The 22,113-nt window shown below is 65.3% G+C and carries 23 protein-coding genes; 10 read left to right on the plus strand and 13 right to left on the minus strand.

The features are described from left to right. Positions 1–290: 290 nt before the first annotated feature. Genes ACZ1JV_RS20305 through ACZ1JV_RS20325 form a run of 5 tightly spaced genes read right to left on the minus strand, consistent with a single transcriptional unit; the run spans position 291 to position 4,529 of the window. Positions 291–1,469 carry a carboxynorspermidine decarboxylase gene (locus ACZ1JV_RS20305; protein ID WP_465150259.1) on the minus strand — a complete coding sequence of 393 codons (1,179 nt, stop codon included), beginning with the start codon at positions 1,467–1,469 and terminating at the stop codon, positions 291–293. A 7-nt stretch (positions 1,470–1,476) separates the two neighbouring features. Beyond that, complete coding sequence (locus tag ACZ1JV_RS20310; protein WP_465150260.1) at positions 1,477–2,562, minus strand: alpha/beta fold hydrolase; 1,086 nt, start codon at positions 2,560–2,562, stop codon at positions 1,477–1,479. Next, positions 2,559–2,909 carry a DMT family protein gene (locus ACZ1JV_RS20315; RefSeq protein WP_465135544.1) on the minus strand — a complete coding sequence of 117 codons (351 nt, stop codon included), beginning with the start codon at positions 2,907–2,909 and terminating at the stop codon, positions 2,559–2,561. Before ACZ1JV_RS20315 ends, ACZ1JV_RS20310 begins: the two co-directional genes overlap by 4 nt. Positions 2,910–2,919: 10 nt before the next feature. Further along, on the minus strand, positions 2,920–3,318 hold the full coding sequence (locus tag ACZ1JV_RS20320; protein ID WP_465150261.1) for a hypothetical protein: 399 nt from the start codon (positions 3,316–3,318) through the stop codon (positions 2,920–2,922). Further along, entirely contained in the window at positions 3,318–4,529 is a 1,212-nt protein-coding gene (locus ACZ1JV_RS20325; RefSeq protein ID WP_465150262.1) for a saccharopine dehydrogenase family protein, read from the minus strand. Before ACZ1JV_RS20325 ends, ACZ1JV_RS20320 begins: the two co-directional genes overlap by 1 nt. Before the next feature lie 385 nt (positions 4,530–4,914). Here ACZ1JV_RS20325 and ACZ1JV_RS20330 point away from each other — a divergent pair, with 385 nt between their 5' ends. The 6 genes from ACZ1JV_RS20330 (at position 4,915) to ACZ1JV_RS20355 (ending at position 8,878) form a co-directional block, all read left to right on the plus strand. Next, on the plus strand, positions 4,915–6,135 hold the full coding sequence (locus tag ACZ1JV_RS20330) for a BtaA family protein (RefSeq protein ID WP_465150263.1): 1,221 nt from the start codon (positions 4,915–4,917) through the stop codon (positions 6,133–6,135). A gap of 41 nt (positions 6,136–6,176) precedes the next feature. Next, positions 6,177–6,782, plus strand: a complete 606-nt coding sequence (locus ACZ1JV_RS20335) for a class I SAM-dependent methyltransferase (RefSeq protein WP_465152613.1) — start codon at positions 6,177–6,179, stop codon at positions 6,780–6,782. 40 nt (positions 6,783–6,822) lie between these two features. Further along, a complete protein-coding gene (locus tag ACZ1JV_RS20340; protein ID WP_465150264.1) occupies positions 6,823–7,800 on the plus strand; it encodes a threonine ammonia-lyase in 978 nt (325 codons plus the stop codon). 62 nt (positions 7,801–7,862) lie between these two features. Next, entirely contained in the window at positions 7,863–8,285 is a 423-nt protein-coding gene (locus tag ACZ1JV_RS20345) for an MAPEG family protein (RefSeq protein ID WP_465135549.1), read from the plus strand. Positions 8,286–8,345: 60 nt separating this feature from the next. Then, a complete protein-coding gene (locus ACZ1JV_RS20350) occupies positions 8,346–8,582 on the plus strand; it encodes a hypothetical protein (RefSeq protein ID WP_465135550.1) in 237 nt (78 codons plus the stop codon). A gap of 32 nt (positions 8,583–8,614) precedes the next feature. Continuing rightward, positions 8,615–8,878, plus strand: coding sequence for a hypothetical protein (locus tag ACZ1JV_RS20355; RefSeq protein ID WP_395333873.1), 264 nt, complete (start codon positions 8,615–8,617; stop codon positions 8,876–8,878). A gap of 24 nt (positions 8,879–8,902) precedes the next feature. Here the strand turns inward: ACZ1JV_RS20355 and ACZ1JV_RS20360 are convergent, their stop codons facing one another. Genes ACZ1JV_RS20360 through ACZ1JV_RS20370 form a run of 3 tightly spaced genes read right to left on the minus strand, consistent with a single transcriptional unit; the run spans position 8,903 to position 11,920 of the window. Further along, positions 8,903–10,162: a class I SAM-dependent RNA methyltransferase gene (locus ACZ1JV_RS20360; protein ID WP_465150265.1), complete on the minus strand. Its 1,260-nt coding sequence runs from the start codon at positions 10,160–10,162 to the stop codon at positions 8,903–8,905. Beyond that, positions 10,159–11,571 carry a bifunctional ADP-dependent NAD(P)H-hydrate dehydratase/NAD(P)H-hydrate epimerase gene (locus tag ACZ1JV_RS20365; protein WP_465150266.1) on the minus strand — a complete coding sequence of 471 codons (1,413 nt, stop codon included), beginning with the start codon at positions 11,569–11,571 and terminating at the stop codon, positions 10,159–10,161. The genes ACZ1JV_RS20360 and ACZ1JV_RS20365 overlap by 4 nt, the downstream gene beginning before the upstream one ends. After that, a complete protein-coding gene (locus tag ACZ1JV_RS20370) occupies positions 11,543–11,920 on the minus strand; it encodes a hypothetical protein (protein WP_465150267.1) in 378 nt (125 codons plus the stop codon). The genes ACZ1JV_RS20365 and ACZ1JV_RS20370 overlap by 29 nt, the downstream gene beginning before the upstream one ends. Before the next feature lie 157 nt (positions 11,921–12,077). Between ACZ1JV_RS20370 and ACZ1JV_RS20375 the strand changes: the two genes are divergently transcribed. After that, positions 12,078–12,818 (plus strand): class I SAM-dependent methyltransferase, encoded by a 741-nt coding sequence (locus ACZ1JV_RS20375; protein ID WP_465150268.1) that lies wholly within the window; start codon positions 12,078–12,080, stop codon positions 12,816–12,818. A gap of 35 nt (positions 12,819–12,853) precedes the next feature. On the opposite strand, the gene ilvD is transcribed toward ACZ1JV_RS20375, so the two are convergent. The 5 genes from ilvD to ACZ1JV_RS20400 all read right to left on the minus strand — a co-directional run bounded on the left by ilvD (position 12,854) and on the right by ACZ1JV_RS20400 (position 18,838). Then, positions 12,854–14,710: a dihydroxy-acid dehydratase gene (ilvD, locus tag ACZ1JV_RS20380; RefSeq protein WP_132385630.1), complete on the minus strand. Its 1,857-nt coding sequence runs from the start codon at positions 14,708–14,710 to the stop codon at positions 12,854–12,856. A gap of 136 nt (positions 14,711–14,846) precedes the next feature. Then, positions 14,847–15,413, minus strand: a complete 567-nt coding sequence (locus ACZ1JV_RS20385) for a DUF805 domain-containing protein (RefSeq protein ID WP_465150269.1) — start codon at positions 15,411–15,413, stop codon at positions 14,847–14,849. A 55-nt stretch (positions 15,414–15,468) separates the two neighbouring features. Beyond that, positions 15,469–16,191 (minus strand): N-formylglutamate amidohydrolase, encoded by a 723-nt coding sequence (locus ACZ1JV_RS20390; RefSeq protein ID WP_465150270.1) that lies wholly within the window; start codon positions 16,189–16,191, stop codon positions 15,469–15,471. After that, entirely contained in the window at positions 16,188–17,024 is an 837-nt protein-coding gene (locus tag ACZ1JV_RS20395) for a 4-(cytidine 5'-diphospho)-2-C-methyl-D-erythritol kinase (protein ID WP_465152614.1), read from the minus strand. The genes ACZ1JV_RS20390 and ACZ1JV_RS20395 overlap by 4 nt, the downstream gene beginning before the upstream one ends. 164 nt (positions 17,025–17,188) lie before the next feature. Continuing rightward, positions 17,189–18,838 carry an electron transfer flavoprotein-ubiquinone oxidoreductase gene (locus tag ACZ1JV_RS20400; RefSeq protein ID WP_465150271.1) on the minus strand — a complete coding sequence of 550 codons (1,650 nt, stop codon included), beginning with the start codon at positions 18,836–18,838 and terminating at the stop codon, positions 17,189–17,191. 116 nt (positions 18,839–18,954) lie between these two features. On the opposite strand from ACZ1JV_RS20400, the gene ACZ1JV_RS20405 reads away from it, so the two are divergent. The 3 genes from ACZ1JV_RS20405 (at position 18,955) to moaB (ending at position 22,107) form a co-directional block, all read left to right on the plus strand. After that, positions 18,955–19,740, plus strand: coding sequence for a uracil-DNA glycosylase family protein (locus tag ACZ1JV_RS20405; protein WP_465150272.1), 786 nt, complete (start codon positions 18,955–18,957; stop codon positions 19,738–19,740). 77 nt (positions 19,741–19,817) lie between these two features. Then, positions 19,818–21,590, plus strand: coding sequence for a lytic transglycosylase domain-containing protein (locus ACZ1JV_RS20410; protein ID WP_465152615.1), 1,773 nt, complete (start codon positions 19,818–19,820; stop codon positions 21,588–21,590). Next, positions 21,580–22,107, plus strand: coding sequence for a molybdenum cofactor biosynthesis protein B (gene moaB, locus ACZ1JV_RS20415; protein ID WP_465150273.1), 528 nt, complete (start codon positions 21,580–21,582; stop codon positions 22,105–22,107). The genes ACZ1JV_RS20410 and moaB overlap by 11 nt, the downstream gene beginning before the upstream one ends. Positions 22,108–22,113 lie beyond the last annotated feature (6 nt).

Below are 22,113 nucleotides of genomic sequence, written 5' to 3' on the forward strand. Positions count from 1 at the left end.
CAAGTGAAAAAACACCCCCTTCACGAAAACGTCACATAACAAACATGACGTGCCGGAAGTGGCACCCTGGACCCGAATTTAGGCGTTCAAATACAAGTGGTTAAACGACCTATCGCAGCAACCGGAGCATCACTCCGGCAGGCTGCAATAGGCGTCGCGATTCACGGTTAAAACGCGCCCGGGGATCAAGGGTTCACACGACTCGCCCTTGCAGGGGATCAATCGGTGCCTCGATCGTGGCAGGGACAAGACGGACAGAGCCGCCCTGCCCCATTTCCATTCGGATGCCGTCAGCTGAGACGGCTGCGGAAATCCTCGTAATCGAAACGGCGAATGCATTCGAGCGAGTCCGTCTCGGAATCCCAGAGCCAGATCGACGGCAGCGGCACGCCGTTGAAGGTCGTGGTCTTCACCATCGAATAGTGCGCCTGATCGAGGAACGCGAAGCGCATGCCCGGCTCCGGACGTTCGGGCAGAACATAATCGCCGATCACATCCCCTGCGAGGCAGGACGGCCCGCCAAGGCGCACCGGCTGGCCATCGCCATCCTCGCGCTCCCCCAGCATCGCCGGGCGATAGGGTGCCTCGATCACGTCGGGCATGTGGCAGGTGGCGGAAATGTCCACCACCGCCACCGGCATGCCGTTGTGGCCGATGTCGAGCACCGAACCGACAAGGATGCCGGCATCCAGCGCCACGGCCTCTCCGGGTTCCAGATAGACTTCGGCGCCGGTATCTTCCTGAAGGTCGATCAGGAACTCCACCAGCTCCTCGCGCTGGTAATCGGCGCGGGTGATGTGGTGGCCGCCCCCCAGGTTGATCCACTTGAACTGGCCGAAGAAGGGTTCGAGGTAGTCGAACGCCTTGTCCCACGTGCGGCGCAGCGGTTCGAAGTCCTGCTCGCATAGGGTGTGCATGTGGATGCCATCGATCATCTCGATATGATCTTCGGTCAGCTGATCGATCGGGAAGCCCAGGCGCGAATGCGGCGCGCAGGGGTCATACTTCGGCACTTCGCCTTCGGGGTGCAGCGGGTTGACGCGCAGGCCGATATCGAAGTCCTCCCCGCGCGCGCGGGCAGCCTCGATCTGCGACCAGAAACGCTCGATCTGCATCGGCGAATTGAAGATCACATGGTCCGACAGGCGCAGGATCTCGTCTAGGTCCTCGGCCTTGTAGGCAGCGCAATAGGTCGCGATCTCGCCATCGTAGAACTCGCTGGCAAGGCGCGCTTCCCATAGGCCCGACGTGCAGACGCCGTCCAGATACTCGCCGACGATCGGCGCGGTGGACCACATCGAGAAGGCCTTGAGCGCGGAGAGCACCTTGACGCCTGCACGCTCGCCAATGTCGCTCAGCACACGCAGGTTATCCCGCAGTTTCGCGGCATCGACCACGAAACTGGGGCTGTCGACGCGCGACAGGTCGAAGTGAACGAAGGCTCCCGGATCGCCGGCGCGGGTTTCCATGACGGGTTCAGTCCTTTTCGGTCAAAGGCAGGACATCGCGCAACAAAACGGCGAAGACCTTGCCCGGCTCCTCGATCATTCCGAGGTGGGCCGAATTTTCCAGCCAGATGGTCTTCTTCGACGGCGCCTGCAAGTGGTCCATCCACTCGCCCGCCAATGCAGCGTCGGTGGTATGGTCGTGGCGACCGATCATCATGACCACCGGCACTTTCATGCGGGTGAGCGCGGTATAGCTGACATCGGCCAGTTTCGGCCAGAGTCGGCTAATCGTGTACTCGGAGCCTTGCCCCCAGGCCTTCACGTCATCCGGCGTGTAGAGCGGGGAAAGGCGCGGTGCCTTCAGATAGAAATCGGCATTCTCACGGCCCCAGGCGAGCGAGCCGTAAGGGATGGCGAACTGGCGCCAGCCATCGGCCTTTTCGATCGTGAAGCCCTGATTGGGATAAGGGCGCAGCGCTTCCACGGCGGCAGCGGCCTTGGCATCGCCGCGCTTCTTCGCCTCGGCAATGGTCCAGGCCATGCCGCGCCGTTCGCTTTCCTTGAAATCGATGATCTGGCCAAGGCCGACATAGGCGTGAAGCAGGTCGGGCCGCTTCGCCGCCACCGCCATGCCCACGGCCGAACCCCAGCTATGGCCCAGCACCACGACCTTGCGCTTGCCATAGCGCTTTTGCAGCCACTCGATCAGTTCGATGGCATCGTCGCGATAGCGTTCGAGCGTGAGGGTCGGCGCCAGCGCCTCAGGATCGTTGAGCGGATAGGAACGCCCGGCCCCACGCTGGTCCCACTGTACCACGGTGAAGTAATCTTCCCAGGGCCGCTGGAAGGCCCAGGCGATCGGCATTTCCACCGCGCCGGGGCCGCCGTGAATGAACAGCAGGATCGGATTGTCGCGATCCGCACCGCGGATGTTCACGACCTGCTTCGCCCCGCCAAGCGTGACGACTTGCGTCTCATCCACGCCCTTGGCGGTAACGATGCGGTCGATATCCGCGAGCACCGCGCGGCCGGGCGCGTAAACGTCGGCCTGCTGTGCATGAACCGGCGATGTCAGCGCGCAGCAGGCCAGCATGGCCGCCAATGGGCGCTTCATCCGAACGGCCCCTTGAAGATGAACCAAGCCCCTGCCCCCACCAGTGAAAATCCGATGACTTCGTTAAGCCCCGGTTTCTGGCCGAACAAGGCCCAGGCCACCAGCACGAAAGCGGTGAGGGAGAACGCCTCCTGCAGCACTTTCAGTTGCCCCAGCGAATAGACCTGACTGCCGATGCGGTTGGCTGGGACAGCGAGGCAATATTCGAAGAAGGCGATGCCCCAGCTCATCGCGATCGCCACCCACAGCGCCTTGCCCGGCATCTTGAGATGCAGGTACCACGCCGTGTTCATGAACAGGTTGGAGCCCGCCAGCAGAGCAACCGGCGCCACGAAATTCCAGTTCATCGGTAATTTCTCAGTCGACGCAGATCGCGGCGGGCGCTTTGCCGTCGCGCAGTTCGGCATAGCAGCCGTAGAGCTTGTCGTCGGCCTGACATTGTCCGACCGCCGGCTTGTCGGGTGAGACGTCACCGGCGCTGGCCACGCACTTGCCTTCGCACTGCGCCTTGTCGGTGCAAGTCTTGCCGGCATCGGCGAAGCGGTGGACGCATTGCTCCATGCCCATCCGGCCGCGCCGCTGCACGGTGCCGCCGGATTGCTCGCACGCCGCGCGGTCGGCCGCGCTCATCTCGCGCGTCAAACCGCCGGGCTGTGAAGTTTCGCCTGTTGGGGTAACAGGCGGCTGCGGACCGTCCTGCGGCGCGCAGGCGGCAAGCGCCAATGCGCCCGCAAGAACGGTCCACAGCCCGCGCATCAGAACGTCAGCGGTCCGTCGAGTTCCTCGACCGTCCAGGGCAGGCCGTGCTTGTTCAGCATGTCCATGTAGGGATCGGGATCGAACTGCTCCATGTTGAACACGCCCTCACCCGACCATGCGCCGGTCAGCACCATGGCCGCGCCGATCATCGCCGGAACGCCCGTAGTGTAGCTGACGGCCTGGTTGCCGGTTTCGGCATAGGCGTCTTCGTGATCGCAGATATTCTTGATGTAGAACGTCTTCTCACCCGAACCATCGAGCGCTTCGCCGGTCGCGATGTCGCCGATGTTGGTCTTGCCCTTGGTGGTCGAACCGAGCGAGCTGGGCTCGGGCAGCACGGCCTTCAGGAACTGGAGCGGAATGATTTCCACGCCGTTGTAGATCACCGGATCGATGCGGGTCATGCCCACGTTCTGCAGCACGGTGAGGTGCTTGATGTACTCGTCACCGAAGGTCATCCAGAAGCGCGCGCGCTCCATTTCCGGGATGAACTTGGCGAGGCTTTCCAGCTCCTCGTGGTACATCATGTACATGTTCTTGGGGCCGACGGCTTCGAAGTCGAAGCTCTGCTTCACGCCCATCGCCGGGGTTTCGACGAACGCGCCGTTTTCCCAGTGGCGGGCCGGCGCGGTGACTTCGCGGATGTTGATTTCCGGGTTGAAGTTCGTCGCGAAAGCCTGGCCGTGGTCGCCGCCGTTGCAGTCCAGAATGTCCAGCGTGCGGATGGTCTTCAGCTTGTGCTTCTTCAGCCACATCGCGAAGACCGAGGTGACGCCCGGATCGAAGCCCGAACCCAGCAGCGCCATCAGGCCGGCCTGCTTGAAGCGCTCCTGATAGGCCCACTGCCAGTGGTATTCGAACTTGGCCACGTCCTTGGGCTCATAGTTCGCGGTGTCCATGTAGTGGGTGCCGGTTGCCAGGCACGCGTCCATGATCGCGAGGTCCTGATAAGGCAGCGCCAGATTGACGACCAGCTTCGGACCGATCGAGCGGATCAGCGCCGAGGTCGCCTCAACATCGTCAGCGTCGATCGCATACGTGCCGATCGTCACGCCCGTGCGCTGCTTCACCGATTCGGCGATCGCTTCGCACTTGGAAACCGTGCGGCTGGCGAGATGAATGTCGGAAAAGATATCCGGATTCATCGCCATCTTGTGGACCGCGACCGAACCGACGCCGCCTGCGCCGATCACCAGAACCTTGCTCACCAATCTATCTCCTTGAACGCGCAAGCCGCGAAAGGGCCGCATATAGTGCCCCTGTGTGACAACTCAACTCTTGTGCGGGCCAAGCCCCGCACAAGAGGTTTTTGTTGGTGCGCCTTCGACATCCGTCGAAGGCTTGCGGCAGAGTCCTTTGTCCGGACTGACGTCCGGAAGCGGCACCGGCCCACTCCCCCACCCGACCACCCATCAGGATACACTCGTGGGTGGTCGGGTGGGGGAGTGGGCCGGTACCGCAAGCTCGTCACGGATGTGACGAGCGCACCTAAACAAGGACTGTCATAAACCGCCATCGTCCCGTCATCACGCGGTCACCCTGCGGAGGCATTGCCGCCACGACACGCCGACCTGGCACCGGGGGACCACTACCATGCCGCACGCACGCCCTGCTTCCGATCTGATCGAGGGAGCGGTCGTCCGCTCGGAATCCTCGCGCGCCGCGCGCCTGCTGGACAAGGCTTTCGCGCTGGCGTTCAAGGGCCTGGTCTATGCGCAGATCTGGGAAGACCCGGTGGCGGACATGGCCGCGCTGCAGATCGGGCCGGACAGCCGCGTGCTGACGATCGCTAGCGGCAGCTGCAACGCCCTCTCCTACCTCACCGCGAATCCGGCCGCGATCACCTGCGTCGATCTCAACACCGCGCATATCGCGCTCGGCCGCCTGAAGATCGCGGCGATCCGCAACCTCGATTACGCCGATCTGCGCAGCTTCATCGCCGAAGCCGACAAGCCGGAAAACGCCGCGATCTATCGTGAGAAGCTGGCCCCGCACCTAGACGAAGCGACGCGCCGCTATTGGGAAGGCCGCGATCTCGTCGGCCGCCAGCGCATCCGGGGCTTCACGCGCGGCATCTACAAGCGCGGGTTGCTGGGCCACTTCATCGGCGCGGCGCATGTGCTGGCCAAGCTCTACAAGATCGACCCCAGCGAGATTCTCGGCGCCGAGACGCTGGAAGAACAGCGCCGCGTGTTCGATGAGCGCTTTGCCCCGATCTTCGAGCGCAAGCTGGTGCGCTGGCTGACCGACCAGCCCGCATCGCTGTTCGGCCTTGGCATTCCGCCGGCGCAGTACGACGCGCTTGCCGGGGGCCAGCGCATGGCGGACGTGCTGCGCGCGCGCCTTGAAAAGCTGGCCTGCCACTTCCCCCTGAACGACAACTACTTCGCATGGCAGGCCTTCGGGCGCGGCTATGGCCGTCAGGACAAGGCCCCGCTGCCGCCCTACCTTCAGGAAGCCAACGTGGCGAACGTGCGCGAACGGCTCGGCCGCCTCACGCTGCGCCATGCCAGCTTCACGCAGGTGCTTCAGGAAAACGCGGACGCCTCGCTCGACCGCTACATCCTGCTCGACGCGCAGGACTGGATGAGCGACGCCCAGCTTACGCAGCTGTGGAGCGAGATCACCCGCACCGCCCGCCCCGGATCGCGCGTGCTGTTTCGCACCGCCGCCGAACCCACGTTGCTGCCCGGCCGCGTGCCCGAGGAAATCCTGTCGCGCTGGGATTATCGCGAGGAAGAATCGCGGGTGGCGACCGAGGACGATCGCTCCTCGATCTACGGCGGCGTCCACCTCTACGTCCTGAAGGACTGACGGTGCCCGAAACCGCCTTTCCCGCCGATCACGCCGCGCTGATGGACCGCGTCTATCGCGGCCAGCGCCACATCTACGACCTGACGCGCAAGTATTACCTGTTCGGCCGGGACCGGCTGATCCGCGAACTCGACGCCGCGCCGGGCATATCCGTGCTGGAAGTGGGCTGCGGCACCGGGCGCAATCTGGAACTGGTGGGCAAGGCATGGCCCGGCGTGGCGCTGCACGGCTTCGACATTTCCAGCGAGATGCTGAAGAACGCCAGCAAGCGGCTGGGCGCGGATGCCCACCTCGCCCCCGGAGACGCCACCCGCTTCGATCCCAAGGCGCTGTTCGGGCGCGAGGGGTTCGACCGAATTTTCCTCTCCTACACGCTCTCCATGATCCCCGGCTGGCAGGATGCCCTGTCGCGCGCGGTGGCGGCGCTTTCCCCCGGCGGCGTAGTCCACGTCGTCGATTTCGGCGACCTCGCGGGCCTGCCTTCCCCCTTGCGGGCGGGCCTGCGGGGCTGGCTGGCGAAGTTTCATGTCACGCCTCGGCTCGATCTGCCGATCATGGCAGCGCGCATTGCCGGGGATCGCGGGATGTCGGTGGAATTCACGCGTGGCCCGCTCGGCTATTACCAGATGGTGCGCCTCGCTCGCTGAGGCTATGCCGATCGACATAGTTGCGGCTATGCCGCGGGGCATGAGTACGAATCTTCAGCGCCGCCCGACCCATGAAGGGGTCATCGAAGCCGCCGCCAAAGTCGCAGCGATCCTGCCGCGCACGCCGTTGCTGCCGCTGGAGGTCGACGGCCGCACCATCTGGTGCAAGGCGGAAAGCCTTCAGCCGGTCGGCGCCTTCAAGATTCGCGGCGCGTGGCACCGCCTTACCGCGCTTTCCGAAGACGAACGCCAGCGCGGCGTCGTCGGCGTCTCCAGCGGCAACCATGCGCAGGGCGTTGCCTGGGCCGCGCAGAGGCTGGCCATCACCGCCGCCATCGTCATGCCCACCGATGCGCCGGCAGTTAAACTGGCCAATACCCGCGCCTTGGGCGCAGAAGTCGTGCTTTATGACCGCCCCGGCGGCGAGGACCGCGACGAGGTTTCGCAGCGCCTCTGCGCAGAGCGCGGCGCAACGCTGGTCCATGCTTTCGGCGATCCGTGGATCATCGAGGGCCAAGGCAGCGTCGCCATCGAAATCGCCGCGCAGATGGCAGAGCTTGGCCTTGGCAGTCCCGACCTTATCGTGACGCCCTGCGGCGGCGGCGGACTGACCGCGGGCCTTGCGCTCGCCCTGCCCGATGCCGCCGTGATCCCCGTCGAGCCCGAGGGGTGGGACGATGTCTGCCGCAGCCTTGCCAGCGGGGAGATCCAGCGCGTCGCCGCCGATGCGCCGCCCACCGCCTGCGACGCGCTGCAGACACCGGCCACATGGCCGGTGAATTTCGACGTGCTGAAGGCGCGCTGCCCCTTCGGCCTGATCGCCACGCCCGCCGAAGTGCGCGCGGCGCAGCGGCTGGCTTTCGCCAAGCTGCGCCTCGTGCTGGAGCCCGGCGGCGCAGCAGCGCTGGCCGCCGTGCTGGCCGGCAAGGTGGAACTGACCGACCGCACCGCCGTTGTGCTTTCGGGCGGCAATACAGACGCCGAAGCCTTCGCCAAGGTATTGGCCGGAAACGCCTAAGTACTGGATTGACAAGAGGGCCGGCGCGGCGGACGCTCCCTTGGCAAGCAAGGGAGCGTCCAATGACTGGAATGGCAATCCTGCAACCGGTGGTCGCGCTGGCGGCCTGGACCATGGTCATGTGGTTCTGGCTTTACGGCTCGCGCATTTCCTCGTTCGGCAAGGTCGATCCAGAGGAACTGATCGACGATCCCCATGTCTCGCTCGATCATGTCCTGCCCCCGCAGGTGGAGTGGAAAGCCCACAATTACCGCCATCTGCTGCAGGATCCGGTGATATTCTACGCGGTCTCGCTCACTCTGGCGCTGCTTCGACTGGGGGACGGACTGAATACGCAGGTGGCCTGGGCCTACGTCGTATTCCGGGTGCTCCATTCGCTCGTGCAGACCACCTTCAACCAGATGGTTCCGCGCTTCACGCTTTACGCGCTTTCCAGCTTCTGCCTGATGTTCCTGGTGGCCCGCGCAGCCATTGTGATGTTCTAGACGAAGCTCTCCGGCGGGAGTACTCTCCACGTCGGGAGTGCGTAGTTCGGGAGGTGCTGCGTGAAAACAGTGCGTCGGCAATTGGCCAGTCCGCCGGTGTGTTGGGCCGTTCTTGTGATGGAGGTCGGCTTTCTTGTGCTGACGCTGGCCGTGGTGGTCACCAAGGCGCTGGGAACCAGCTGGAACCTCAGTTGGTCGCTGTTCTTCGTTGGCGTGATCGGCAGTGCCTGGGGCGCAGTGATCTACCAACTGCTCTCGTGCAACGCCGAGGATACCGAGAGTGACGGGAACGCGTGACGTTTCGCCCTGATCGCTGCTAAGGCGCCGCCATGGACTTCGACGATCAGCTGCGCCGCTACTTCGGCACCGACGACCTTGCGACCATCGCGCCGACCACGCTGGAAACCGGGCTGGACCGGATGCGCGTGGACCTTGGCATGGAGAAGGACCGCGCGCGGCGTTTCGCGCTGTGGTCCCTGCTCTACATGTTCGGCGCCTCGCCCGATCTGGACGTTGCGTTCGACAACGAGGATGACCGCAACGCCGCGCGGGACTTCATGGACATGATGGCGAAGGCGCAGGAATCCGACTGAGCCTGAGCGACTGAGGCGAAAACCTCAGCCGCGTTCGAAATAGCTCGCCAGTTCCACATGGGTTGACCAGCGGAACTGGCCCACCGGGCGCAGTTCCACCAGCCGGAAGCCGGCCTCCACCAGTCGCGCCGCATCGCGCGACCAGCTGGACGGGTTGCACGAGATATAGACCACCCGGCCCACGGTGGAATCGGCGATGCAGTCCACCTGTTCGCGTGCACCCGCCCGCGGCGGATCCAGCACGACCGCCTCGAACTTGCTCAGTTCATCAGGCTGCAGCGGATTGCGGAACAAGTCGCGGTGGGCGCTGAAAACCGGCAATTGCGCGCGGTCGGCGGCGGACTTGCAGGCCAGATGCGCATCGCGTGCCGCTTCGGCCGCCAGCACACGGGTCTGCGGCCCGGCAAGCGCCAGCGCAAAGGTGCCGAGGCCGGAGAACAGGTCCGCCACGGTCGCCGCACCTTCCAGCCATGCCTTGGTCGCATCTACCAGCGCTTCCTCGCCATCGACGGTTGCTTGCAGGAACGAGCCCGGCGGCAGCAGTACCTGAACGCCACCTAGAGTGACCGTAACCGGCACCGGCTCCCACACAGTCTCGAACCCGTAGCCGCCGTCCATCGTCAGGCGGGCAAGACCATGCTCACGTGCAAAATCGAGCATCGCCTCGGTCGCCGAAAGCCCCTTCGCGGTGAGGCCCTTGACGCCCAGATCGACACCCTGATCGGTCAGCGTCATCTCGATATCGGCGGCCATGCGGGTCTGCTGGTGCTTACCCGGCTTGCCGTGACGGCCTTTCTTGGCCGGCGCGGCCTTGCCCATGGTGATGAGCAGCTTGCGGAGCGGACCCAGCACCGCGAACAGTTCCGGCGCCATGACCGGGCACTCTTCCAGCTCGACCAGCCGGTGCGACTTCGCCTCCCGGAAGCCGATCCCCACGCGCCCGCCCGAGCTTTCCGCGCGCAAGGATACGCGGCGGCGCGCATGCGGCGGCGAAAGGTAGGGCGGCGCGATCGTTTCGGCGCCCAGTTCCTGCGATGCCGAGGCATTGGCCACGCGCCCTTCCACGAAGGCCGCCAGCGTTTCCTCATCCAACTGCTGAAGCTGGCAACCGCCGCAGCGCCCGAAATGGGTGCAGACCGGCTGGATATGATGCGGGCCCCATTCCAGGGTGCCGTCTTCATGCAGCCGGTCGCCGGGCGCCGCGCCCCAAGCGAAGCGGCCGGATGCGGTTACGCCATCGCCCTTGGTGGCGATGCGGAGAATTTCTTCGATTTCGTCAGTCACAGGCAGGCCGCTAGCGCAGCCGGCACCATTTGTCCAAGCTGACCGGCGGTAAATGCGGGCGGAGCGAGCCGCGCCGCCTCTCCATGAAGCCAGACGCCTTCGCAAGCGGCGGCGAATCCTTCCACGCCAGCGGCGAGGCGGCTGGCGATGCAGCCCGCCAGCACATCGCCCGTCCCCGCCGTCGATAGCCACGAAGTCGCACGCGGCGCGCAGGCGATCCGCCCATCGGGCGCGGCGATCACCGTGTCCGGCCCCTTGGCCACGATGATCATGCCGCCCGCCTTCGCCAGCGCGAGCGCACGTTCCGCCTTGCTGCCAGTGCCTTCGCAATCGAAGGCGCGTTCCAGCGTCATCAACTCGCCCTCGTGCGGCGTCACCACCGTCGCGCCGCCGCGTTCAGTGAGATGACGCGGCCCCAGCAGCACCAGCCCATCGGCATCGACCACCGCCGGAACCCGATCCGCGAGCGCGATCGTCAGTCGCTCCCGCGCGGTGGTGTCGCGGCCGAGCCCGGGCCCGACCAGTACCGCGGTATTGCGGCCATCGGTCAGCACATCGATCAGCGCGCTCTGGTCCACCACCAGATCGGCGGGCACATTGCGGCTGCTGTCAGCAAAGAGCTTCACATAGCCCGCCCCTGCCCCCTGCGCGGCGAGGCTGGCCAACACCGCCGCCCCGGGCATCGCGCCGCCGACCACCGCCAGCAGCCCGCGCCGATACTTGTGCGCGTCCGCCAAAGGCGCGGTGATCCGGGGCTTGGCGAGCGCAACCGCCGCCCCCTCCACTGCCGCGACGCCGATGGGGACCTGCCGCAGCGCGCCCATTGTGGTCGTGGCCGGCATCAGGAAATGGGCAAATTTCCAGGCGCCCAGCGCCAGCGTCGCGTCATAGCACGGCAGCCCCTGATTGAGCAGCATTCCGCTATCCGACTGCACACCGCTCGGCAGGTCCAGCGCGATGCGATGGTGATGCGCCTTTGCCAGCCGCACAAGCAAAGCTAGGTCCTGTTCGGAAAGCGGCCGCGTCAGCCCGCTGCCGTAGAGGCAATCGACGAAAACATCGCCATGCACTTCCGCATCCGCCCCCAGCACCGCGCCGTGATAGCGCGCGCGGGCATCGCGCGCCGCATCGGTCCGGGGCTCCGCTGGAGCCACCACCGTTGCCGGACCGCCCCGCTCGCGAATGGCCTCGGCAATAACATAGCCGTCGCCGCCGTTGTTGCCGGGGCCGCATAGCACCGTGACCGGCCGCCCCGCCGAAACCCGCCAAACCCATTCCGCCGCGCCCAGTCCGGCGATCCGCATCAGCGCCTCTACAGAGGAACCCGCCGCAATCAGCGCGTCTTCCGCGGCGCGCATCTGCGCAACGGTCAGGATCTGGTCATTGGGGGGGAGCAGCCTGTGGGGCATGGGACTTCCTCGTTGCCGGGAACAGGTAGCGGTCCGGCCCGACCGAAACGTCAAGCCTGTCGCCTTCCAGCCTTGTTACCGCCACTTGCGCCCCATCGGCAACCACCAGCCCGCGTCCATCGCCAACCACGGCGAACCGGCGGAAGCCGCCGTCCGGATGACGGACCAGCAAGGTTAGGCCGTCGCCGCCCTGGTGTCGCTCCACCGCGCAGATGGGCTTGAGATCGCCGGAGCCGGAAACCGCGCAGGGGATATGCTCGTCCCCCTCGGCCACCTTGGGCGCCTCCTGATGCGAGGAGCAGGCGCCAAGCGCGAGAGCAGGGATGATGCCGATCAGAAAGCGAGCCATACCCCTTGGCTACAAGGACTTTCCCGCCGCCGACAAGCGCTCACCTCGCCCAGCCCGAGAATGGGACACACTGGCAAAGGGGATTAACGTCCGGCGGAAAGCTCCAAAAACAATCACATCCGTTGGCAGGGAGAGCGAACGGGACTAAGCGTGCGCAATGGCTGACAGCGATCATAATTGGCGTGTCTGGGGCGAGCGCGACCCTTACTATGCCGTGCTCACCCAAGCGCAGTTTCGCAGCGAGAGCATCGCAGCCAACCGGCAGACTTTTTTCGAAAGCGGCGAGGCTTTCGTTGCGCACTGGCTCGGGCAAGTCGAGCGGCATTTCGGCGGCTTGCCGCGCGGACGCGCGCTGGATTTCGGATGCGGTGTGGGGCGGCTGACCATTCCGCTGGTCGATCATTTCCAGAGCGCAGTCGGGCTCGATATCGCTCCGGCCATGCTGGAGGAAGCCCGGCGCAATAGTGAAGGGAGGGAGATCGACTACCTGCTTTCCGATGACACGCTTTCGCGGGTTGAGGGATCGTTCGATTTCGTCATCAGCTGCATCGTGCTGCAGCACATCCCGGTGGCGCGCGGAATGGCCATCCTGAAGCAATTGCTGGACCGGGTGCGGCCGGGCGGCGGCACAATCATCCAGCTTTCGACGAAGCGCAACCACAGCCGCTGGGGCAAGCTGGGCTACCATGTTCGCCATGCTCTTCCCGGCGGGCAAGCGGTGATGAACCTGCTGGGCGGCCGCGCGGCCGATACGCCGGTCATGCAAATGAACGAGTATCCGCTCGATCAAGTGCTACGCCTGTTCGACGAAAGCGGCTTTCCCGAAATGCTGGTGCGTTATGAAAACCATGGCGGCACCGATGCCGCCATGATCCTTGCCCGGCGTTCGCACGCCTAATCCGGTGGCAGGGGCGAGCCCCCCTGCCCCTTCTATCACTTGCGCTTGAGCTGCGTCACGTCGCGCACAGCGCCCTTGGCGGCGCTGGTGGTCATTGCCGCATAGGCCTGCAGCGCCGCCGAAACCTTGCGCGGGCGCGGGTGGACCGGCGACCATGCATCGGCACCGCGCGCTTCCTGCTGGGCGCGGCGATGGGCCAGCACTTCGTCCGAAACCATCAGGTTGATGGTGCGGCCGGGGATGTCGATCTCGATCGTGTCGCCGTTCTCGACAAGGCCGATGGCGCCGCCCTCGGCCGCTTCCGGCGAGGCGTGGCCGATCGAGAGCCCCGAGGTGCCGCCCGAGAAACGGCCGTCGGTCAGCAGCGCGCAGGCCTTTCCGAGGCCCTTCGACTTCAGGTAGCTGGTCGGGTAGAGCATTTCCTGCATGCCCGGCCCGCCGCGCGGTCCTTCGTAGCGGATGACCACGACGTCACCCGCGCCAACCTGCCCGCCGAGGATGCCGGCAACGGCAGCATCCTGCGATTCGTAGACGCGCGCAGTGCCGGTGAACTTCAGGATGGAATCGTCCACGCCCGCCGTCTTCACGATGCAGCCGTCCTGCGCGATATTGCCGTAGAGCACGGCCAGACCGCCATCCTGGCTGAACGCATGTTCCTTGCTGCGGATCACGCCGTTCTCGCGGTCGAGATCGAGTTCTTCCCAGCGGCGGCTCTGGCTGAACGCGGTCTGCGTCGGCACGCCGCCCGGTGCGGCCTTGAAGAATTCCTGCACCGAAGGCGCGTTGGTGCGCGAGATGTCCCAGTGGTTCAGGGCATCGCCCAGCGTGCGCGCGTGAACGGTCGGCAGATCGGTATGCAGCAGGCCGGCACGGTCGAGCTGGCCGAGGATCGCCATGATGCCGCCGGCGCGGTGCACGTCTTCCATGTGGACGTCGTTCTTCGCGGGCGCGACCTTGGAGAGGCACGGCACCTTGCGGCTGAGGCGGTCGATATCCTCCATCGTGAAGTCCACGCCGGCTTCGACAGCGGCGGCCAGCAGGTGGAGCACGGTGTTGGTGGAGCCGCCCATGGCGATGTCCAGGCTCATGGCGTTCTCGAACGCCTTGAAGCTGGCGATATTGCGCGGCAGCGCGGTCTCGTCTTCCTGCTCGTAATAGCGGCGGCAGAGATCAACCGCGAGGCGGCCCGCTTCGAGGAACAGGCGCTGGCGGTCCGAGTGCGTCGCCAAGGTCGAGCCATTGCCCGGCAGCGAGAGGCCCAGCGCTTCGGTCAGGCAGTTCATCGAGTTGGCGGTGAACATGCCCGAGCACGACCCGCAGGTCGGGCAGGCCGAACGCTCGATCGCCTTCACTTCTTCATCGGTGTAGCTCTCGTCGGCGGCGGCGACCATGGCGTCGACCAGATCGAGCGCCTGCTCCTTGCCGCGCAGCACGACCTTGCCCGCTTCCATCGGTCCGCCCGAGACGAAGACCACCGGAATATTGATACGCAGCGCGGCCATCAGCATGCCCGGCGTGATCTTGTCGCAGTTGGAGATGCAGACCATGGCGTCGGCGCAGTGGGCGTTGACCATGTATTCGACGCTGTCCGCGATCAGGTCGCGGCTGGGCAGCGAATAGAGCATGCCGTCGTGGCCCATGGCGATGCCGTCATCGACCGCGATGGTGTTGAATTCCTTGGCGACGCCGCCCGCCGCCTCGATCTCGCGCGCGACCATCTGGCCCAGGTCCTTGAGGTGGACGTGGCCGGGCACGAACTGCGTGAACGAGTTCACCACCGCGATGATCGGCTTGCCGAAGTCCGCATCCTTCATGCCCGTCGCGCGCCAAAGGCCACGCGCGCCCGCCATGTTGCGGCCGTGGGTGGAAGTGCGGGAACGATAGGCGGGCATTGTGCGAACTCCGGGATTGGTCATGGGTGCGGTGCGCGATGGCGACCGTCTTGCCGCGCCCCTACGCGATGTGCCGGGCTTTTGCGAGGCATAAAATTTCCGGAAATGCGCTTTTTGCTTTTCGGATCGTGCGAGATCAATCTTCCGGTGAGGCTCCGTAGCGGTTCTCACCCTTGCTTCCCGAACGGGCGAGCAACAGCGCGAGCACGCCAAGAGCGCCGAGATAACAAAGGTTGTTGAGGAACAGCAGGCCGAACAGCCGCATGTCCGGATCCGGCGCGGCAAAGAGGGTGGGCATCTGGGTGAAGCCGATGAGCAGGAACGGCAGCGGCAAAATCCCCCATGCGCCGGCCCTGCCCGTGTCGTGCAGACGCCTTGTGACGGCGGCGGCAAGCAGGACGATAGCGACGGCGATCACTGCCTCCATCGCCCCGGTCACGGCCGAAAAATCGGGCATGAGTTCGGGGTGATGCCCTTGAATGCTGATCTCGTAATGGCCCGGCCCCGCAGACACCGTGGACTGTTCCGGGTGGTCGCGGGCGAACTGCTGCATCTTCGCCATGCTGCTCGCCATCATCGGCCCGATCGCGGCGAAGCTGGCGAGAAATATCAGGCCGATGACGATCCCGGCCCAGGGCCAGAACTTCGCACGCGCCTCCCGGCCAGAGAATTTCGCCAGTCGTACAGAGTGATAGCCGATCATGATGCCCCCCGGATTTAAGGCCGGGAGACTATCCTTGCGGCAATTGCTTCACAAGTCAGGTGAATGCGACCGCAACCTCGCGGCAGATACGCGCCATGCGTTCGGCCCAAAGCGCCTGCCCTGCGGCGTCGCCGATCTGGTCCTGCCGGATCTCGATGCCGAGGTAGGGGCGGCCATGCGCTTCGGCGTGGCGGTTCATCGTCGCGTTCAGCACTTTGCCCGAATAGGGAAGCTGGTCGCCGACAACGAGACCCTCCGCCTCCAACAGCGGAATCGCGATGCGCGCGGCGCGGTCGTCCTCGTTATAAAGCACGCCGACATGCCACGGGCGCGGCTTGTCGCACGTCGCCAGCGCGGGCGTGAAGCTGTGGAGCGAGAGAATCAGTCCCGGTTCGGCAGAGGTAAGCTGGGCTTCCAGATCATCGTGATAGGCGTGGAAGTACTGGGCAAGGCGCGTCGAACGGCCTTCTGCGCAAAGCACATTGCCGGGGATTTCGTGGCCGTCCGACACTTCGGGCAGCAGGCCGGGCGCGTCGAGATCACGGTTGAAGTCGCAGACGAGGCGGCTGACGTTGGCGAGCCATGCGCCGATGTCGCCATCAACCATGCGCTCCGCAACACCGGCAACGCCGATGTCGATGGCGATGTGGCGGTTCAGCAGTTCGCCGTCGATGCCAAGATCCACGCCATCGGGCACGCGGTTGGAGGCGTGATCGGCGACGATCAGGATGCCGCCGGCGCGCGGCGTGCCAAGCAGTTGATAAGATTCGGTAATCAACGCAGTTTCCCGGACAATTGCCACCAGTCGGGGCGGGTTGCGGCGATCCTTGCCGCCGCTTCGCTTAAGGCTTGCTGACTGTCGTAAAGCGCAAAGCACGTCGCGCCGGAGCCGGACATGCGGGCGAGGAACGGTGCGGTTTCGCGCAGCGCTGCCAGAACATCGGCCACGGCCGGGCAGATTTCGATGGCGGGCGTTTCAAGGTCGTTGCGGCCGGTCAGCGCGATTTCGCGCAAGCTTCCGGTGAGCATCGGGCCACGGTCGATCCGGTCCCAGGCCTTGAACACCGGGCCGGTCGGCACCGGCAGGCGCGGGTTGACCAGCAGGACCGGACAATCGGCGAGGTCGTTCTCGGCCACTTCGGCAAGGTCGGTGCCGGTTCCGGTGCCGATGCAGGGCCGCGACAGCACGCAGGCCGGGACGTCCGCGCCAAGCTTGGCCGCGCGGGCGTGCCAGTCATCCGGCAAACCGTGCGTGCGCTCGACCATGCGGAATACCGCGCCCGCGTCGGCAGAGCCTCCGCCCAGCCCTGCCGCCACCGGCAGGCGCTTTTCGAGGTCGACGGCCCAGCCCGCATCCGGGCCTTTGCCATGCGGCAAGGCGATGAGCGCCTTGGCGACGATGTTGCCGAAGGGATCGTCGATCTTCGCGGCGAACTCGCCGTGAGTCGTCAGGCGATCCGCGTGGGCGGGTGTCGCCGTCAGTTCATCCCCCGCGTCGACGAAGGCGAACAGCGTTTCCAGCTCGTGATAGCCATCCTCGCGCCGTTTGCGGACATGGAGCGCGAGATTGATCTTGGCGTAGGCGGTTTCCGAAATCATCGCACCGTCCATGCGATGCCAGAGCCATCGGCGCAAGTGTCCTCCCCGGCATGGGGAGGTGGCAGTCCGCAGGACTGACGGAGGGGATTTTCTGCCTGCGCTGGCGTCGCGCCGTGGCGAGAATCCCCTCCACCATGCTTCGCATGGTCCCCCTCCCCGTTCCGGGGAGGATTGCATTACATATTCGGGTAGTTCGGACCGCCGCCGCCTTCGGGCGTGACCCATTCGATATTCTGCGTCGGATCCTTGATGTCGCAAGTCTTGCAATGGACGCAGTTCTGCGCGTTGATCTGCAGGCGCGGGCCGGCGCCGTCCGGATCGACGAATTCGTAGACCCCCGCCGGGCAGTACCGCGCCTCAGGCCCGGCATAGACCGGCAGGTTGACCCGCGTGGGAACCGTCGGATCCTTGAGCCGCAAATGGCAGGGCTGGTCTTCCTCGTGATTGGTGAACGAGTAGGATACGCTGGTCAGGCGATCGAAGCTGATCACGCCATCCGGCTTGGGATAAGCAATCGGCTGATAGAGATCGGCGCGCTGGGTGCACGAGGCATCGGTGTGATGCTTCATCGGCTTGGCGAGGCCAAAGCCGAACAGCGTGCGCAGCCACATGTCGGCGCCGGCAAGGATCGTGCCCAGTTCGCCGCCCCACTTCGCCACCATCGGCTCGGCATTCTGGACCAGCTTCAGTTCCTTGGCGATCCAGCTTTCGCGCACGGCACTATCGTATTCGGTCAGCGCATCCTGCTCGCGGCCCGCCTTGATCGCGGCGGCAATCGCCTCGGCCGCCAGCATGCCGCTCTTCATCGCGGTATGCGTGCCCTTGATGCGCGGCACGTTGACGAAACCGGCCGAGCAACCCGCCAGCACGCCGCCCGGGAAGGCCAGCTGCGGCACCGACTGCCAGCCACCCTCGTTGATCGCACGCGCACCGTAAGCGACGCGCTTGCCGCCTTCCAGGATCGCGCGGATTTCCGGGTGCTGCTTCCAGCGCTGGAATTCCTCGAACGGATAGACGTAGGGATTCTTGTAATCGAGCGCGGTCACGAAGCCGAGCGCGACCTGATTGTTCGCCTGATGGTAGAGGAAACCGCCACCCCAGGCGTTGTTCTCGCTCAGCGGCCAGCCCTGCGTGTGGATCACGCGGCCCGGAACGTGCTTGGCGGGATCGATGTCCCACAGTTCCTTGATGCCCAGACCGTAGATCTGCGGCTGGCAATCCGCCTCAAGGTCGTACTTTTCCTTGAGCCGCTTGGTCAGGTGGCCGCGCGCGCCTTCGCAGAACACGGTGTACTTGCCCAGCAGGTTCATGCCCGGCTGGAAATCACCCTTCGGGTTACCTTCACGGTCGACACCCATGTCGCCGGTCTGCACGCCGATCACGGCGCCTTTGTCGTCGTAAAGGATCTCGGCAGCGGGGAAGCCCGGGAAGATCTCGATCTCCAGCGCCTCGGCCTGTTCGGCCAGCCAGCGGCAGAGGTTGCCCAGCGATCCGGTGTAGTTGCCGTCGTTCGACATGAAAGGCGGCTGGATGAAGTGCGGCAGCGCGAACTTCTTCTTCTTGGTCAGATGCCAGTGCAGGTTGTCCGTCACCGGCGTTTCCGCCAGCGGGCAACCGTCTTCGCGCCAGGTGGGCAGCAGTTCGTCAAGTGCCTTGGGATCGATGGTCGCACCCGAAAGGATGTGCGCGCCCACTTCCGAGCCCTTTTCCAGCACGCAGACAGCCAGTTCGGGATCGACCTGCTTGAGCCGGATCGCCGTGGACAGGCCGGCAGGCCCACCACCGACGATCACCACGTCGTAAGGCATCTCTTCACGTTCAATCATGGCAGTCCCGACTCCTGGCCCCTGTCATCGACCCTAATGTGGGCCTTTTTGCCCCAAAAATTGCGATTCACACACTTAAGCGCGCGATTAATTCGTGTTGTGCCTTGATTGGTGGAATGCGACAGGTCAAGACCCACGCGATGGATCAGGCCCCAAATCGGCAATTTCTGGACGATATCAAATCCGATATCACCGCCGCGCTCGACTGGTGGCGCGATGCAGGCGTCGATTGCGACTTCCAGGACGAACCGCGCGAATGGATCGTGCCGGAAGACGAGCAGGACGAAAACGGCGATCGCCTGCCCCCGCGCCGCGTGCCGGTGGTGGTGGAGGCGCCGGTGGTGCCCACGCGCATCGATCCCGCCCTGCTGCCCGCCGATCTCGATGCATTCCGCGCCTGGTGGCTGACCGAGACCTTGCTCGATGATGGCGGCCCCATCGGCCGCCTCTCGCCCGAAGGCCAAGCCGGCGCGAAGCTGATGGTGGTGGTGGAAACGCCGGAGGCGGGAGACCGCGACCGGCTGCTGAGCGGACCGCAAGGCAAACTGCTGGACGCCATGCTTAGCGCCTTCGGGATCGTGCGAGAGGATATTTACCTCGCCAGTGCCCTGCCCCGCCCTGATCCGGTGCCCGATTGGCGCGCCGCGGCGGAACGCGGGGTGGGCGATGCGCTCGCCCGGCACGTGAAATTGGTGGCTCCGGAGCGGCTGATTGTGCTCGGCGGCAACGTTCTGTCGCTGATCGGCCACGACGTGCCGCAACGCACTGCCGTTTTAAGACAATTTGATCATGAAGGAGTGAGGATACCTCTGTTGGCCGGATGGGGGCTTGCCGCGCTGCTGCAGAATCCGCGCGCGAAGGCAGGCATCTGGAGGGCTTGGCTGGACTGGACGAACCCCTGACGGGCGCATCCGGACGGCCACCAAAATGCGGGGTTAGGTCGCACGATGCGGGGAATTTTGACGTGAAAAACTTTGCCATGGCAGCGCGCGCCGCGGGGGTGGCAGCGCTTGCTGTAGCCACGCTGGCCACGACGCCGGCATTCGCCAACAGCGCGGCGGTGGAATATTTCCGCACCCGTGCAGACAGCACGGCGGTCCCTTCGCTGCTCAGCCAGGACGACCGATCGTACTACAAACAGGCCTTCGCCGCGATCGACGCAAAAGACTGGGCCACGGTCCAGAAGATGCTGTCGGACCGGCCGGATGGCCCGCTGCACCAGCAGCTTCGCGCCGAATACTATCTGGCGTCGGGATCGCCGAAGATCGAACTTACCGACCTGCAGACCTGGCTTTCGCAGGGGACGGAGCTTCCCGGCGCGGACCAGATCAGCCGTCTGGCGCTGAAGCGTGGCGCCCTTTCGGTGCCCAGCGTTCCCAGCGAACAGGCTTTCGCCCGCTTGCCGACGATGGCCAAGCGCGTGCGCCCCGCCTCGATCGACGATGGCACGATGCCCGCCGCGATCGCCTCCGGCATCAACGATCGCATCAAGAACGACGATCCGATGGGCGCGCGCCTGCTGCTGGACGGTATCGATTCCGGGCTCAGCGCCTCTTCGCAGGCCGAATGGCGCCAGAAGGTCGCCTGGGCATTCTATATCGAGAACCAGGACGCATCCGCCTACCAGATGGCCCAGCTGGGCGCGATGGGTGGCGGCCCGTGGGTGGGCGAATCGTGGTGGACCGCCGGGCTTGCCGCATGGCGCCTGGGCGATTGCGACGGCGCCGCCGACGCGTTCGACAAGACGGCGAAGAATTCCGAGAACAGCGAACTAACCAGCGCCGCGCATTATTGGCGCAGCCGCGCGCTGGTGCGCTGCCGCAAGCCGGAAGCCGCCGCCACCGAACTGCGCCTCGCCGCCGCCCGGGATGAGACGCTGTACGGCATGCTCGCGGCCGAGCAACTTGGCATGCGCTTGCCCGAGCAGCATTCGGGGGCGGACTTCACCGCGTCCGACTGGCAGACGCTGCGCGACACGCCGAACATTCGCGCCGCCGTGGAGCTTTCCGAAATCGGTGAGGACGGGTTGGCCGACGAAGTGCTGCGCCATCAGGCGCGCATTGGCACGGCTTCTCAATATGCCTCGATCAGCCGTCTGGCGCGCGATCTGGGCCTGCCCTCCACCCAGTTGTGGATGGCCTACAACGCGCCTGCGGGCGGACGGCCTGAACCGGCCAGCCGCTTCCCGACGCCCAAGTGGACTCCGGCCGGTGGCTGGAAGGTGGACCCGGCGTTGGTCTATGCGCACACGCTGCAGGAATCGATCTTCCAGACCAGTGTCGTCAGCCCTGCCGGTGCGCGCGGGCTGATGCAGATCATGCCCGCCGCCGCGCGCGACCATGCCTCGCTTTTGGGCGTTTCCGGCACCGCCAGCGATCTCAACAAGCCTGAAGTGAATCTGGCGTTCGGCCAGCAGCATTTGCAGACGCTGCGCGATTCGTCGGGCACGCAGGGCCTGCTGCTGAAGGTGATGGCGGCCTACAACGCCGGGCTGGTGCCGATCTCGCGCTGGAACACCGAAGTGAACTGCGGCGGCGATCCGCTGCTGTGGATGGAATCGCTGCCCTACTGGGAAACGCGCGGCTACGTGAACATAGTGCTGCGCAACTACTGGATGTACGAACGTCAGGCCGGCGGCCCTTCGGAAAGCCGCATGGCGCTTGCACAGGACATGTGGCCGACCTTCCCGGGCCTCACCGGTTCGCAGGGCGTGCGCATGGCAGCGAATGGAGCAATAGTGCGTGGCCATTGATCGAGAACGTCAATTCAAGCCCATCAACATTGCCCTGCTGACAGTTTCCGACACCCGCACGGCCGAGAACGATACCTCGGGCGACATTCTCGAAGACCGCATCCGCAAGGCGGGCCACAACCTTGTCGTCCGCGCGATCGAGAAGGACGATGCGGCGCGCCTCGCCAGCCGCTTCAACAACTGGATCGATGACCGCGAGATCGACGCCATCGTCGTCACCGGCGGCACCGGCCTGACCGGCCGAGATGTGACGCCGGAAGCGATCGACCGGGTGAAGGACAAGGACATTCCCGGCTTCGGCGAACTGTTCCGCTGGATCTCCTACAAGACGATCGGCACCTCCACCGTCCAGTCCCGCGCCTGCGCGGCAGTGGCGCGGGGCACTTACATTTTCGCCCTGCCCGGCTCCAACGGCGCGGTGCAGGATGGCTGGGACGGCATCCTTGCCGAACAGCTCGACAGCCGGAATCGCCCCTGCAATTTCGTGGAACTGATGCCGAGGCTGCGGGAAGTCTAAGGGGAC

The organism is Novosphingobium sp. BL-S-19, assembly GCF_055521675.1.

Bases quoted from the DNA above. Each gene is read 5' to 3' on its own strand.
- ACZ1JV_RS20345 (WP_465135549.1), top strand. From the start codon at position 7,863: ATGACTGGAATGGCAATCCTGCAACCGGTGGTCGCGCTGGCGGCCTGG.
- ACZ1JV_RS20365 (WP_465150266.1), bottom strand. From the start codon at position 11,571: ATGCCCCACAGGCTGCTCCCCCCCAATGACCAGATCCTGACCGTTGCG.
- ACZ1JV_RS20400 (WP_465150271.1), bottom strand. From the start codon at position 18,838: ATGATTGAACGTGAAGAGATGCCTTACGACGTGGTGATCGTCGGTGGT.
- ACZ1JV_RS20330 (WP_465150263.1), top strand. From the start codon at position 4,915: ATGCCGCACGCACGCCCTGCTTCCGATCTGATCGAGGGAGCGGTCGTC.
- ACZ1JV_RS20395 (WP_465152614.1), bottom strand. From the start codon at position 17,024: ATGGACGGTGCGATGATTTCGGAAACCGCCTACGCCAAGATCAATCTC.
- ACZ1JV_RS20410 (WP_465152615.1), top strand. From the start codon at position 19,818: ATGGCAGCGCGCGCCGCGGGGGTGGCAGCGCTTGCTGTAGCCACGCTG.
- ACZ1JV_RS20375 (WP_465150268.1), top strand. From the start codon at position 12,078: ATGGCTGACAGCGATCATAATTGGCGTGTCTGGGGCGAGCGCGACCCT.
- ACZ1JV_RS20405 (WP_465150272.1), top strand. From the start codon at position 18,955: ATGCGACAGGTCAAGACCCACGCGATGGATCAGGCCCCAAATCGGCAA.
- ACZ1JV_RS20340 (WP_465150264.1), top strand. From the start codon at position 6,823: ATGAGTACGAATCTTCAGCGCCGCCCGACCCATGAAGGGGTCATCGAA.
- ACZ1JV_RS20385 (WP_465150269.1), bottom strand. From the start codon at position 15,413: ATGATCGGCTATCACTCTGTACGACTGGCGAAATTCTCTGGCCGGGAG.
- ACZ1JV_RS20335 (WP_465152613.1), top strand. From the start codon at position 6,177: ATGGACCGCGTCTATCGCGGCCAGCGCCACATCTACGACCTGACGCGC.
- ACZ1JV_RS20320 (WP_465150261.1), bottom strand. From the start codon at position 3,318: ATGCGCGGGCTGTGGACCGTTCTTGCGGGCGCATTGGCGCTTGCCGCC.
- ACZ1JV_RS20315 (WP_465135544.1), bottom strand. From the start codon at position 2,909: ATGAACTGGAATTTCGTGGCGCCGGTTGCTCTGCTGGCGGGCTCCAAC.
- ACZ1JV_RS20370 (WP_465150267.1), bottom strand. From the start codon at position 11,920: ATGGCTCGCTTTCTGATCGGCATCATCCCTGCTCTCGCGCTTGGCGCC.
- ACZ1JV_RS20355 (WP_395333873.1), top strand. From the start codon at position 8,615: ATGGACTTCGACGATCAGCTGCGCCGCTACTTCGGCACCGACGACCTT.
- ACZ1JV_RS20310 (WP_465150260.1), bottom strand. From the start codon at position 2,562: ATGAAGCGCCCATTGGCGGCCATGCTGGCCTGCTGCGCGCTGACATCG.
- ilvD (WP_132385630.1), bottom strand. From the start codon at position 14,710: ATGCCCGCCTATCGTTCCCGCACTTCCACCCACGGCCGCAACATGGCG.
- ACZ1JV_RS20305 (WP_465150259.1), bottom strand. From the start codon at position 1,469: ATGGAAACCCGCGCCGGCGATCCGGGAGCCTTCGTTCACTTCGACCTG.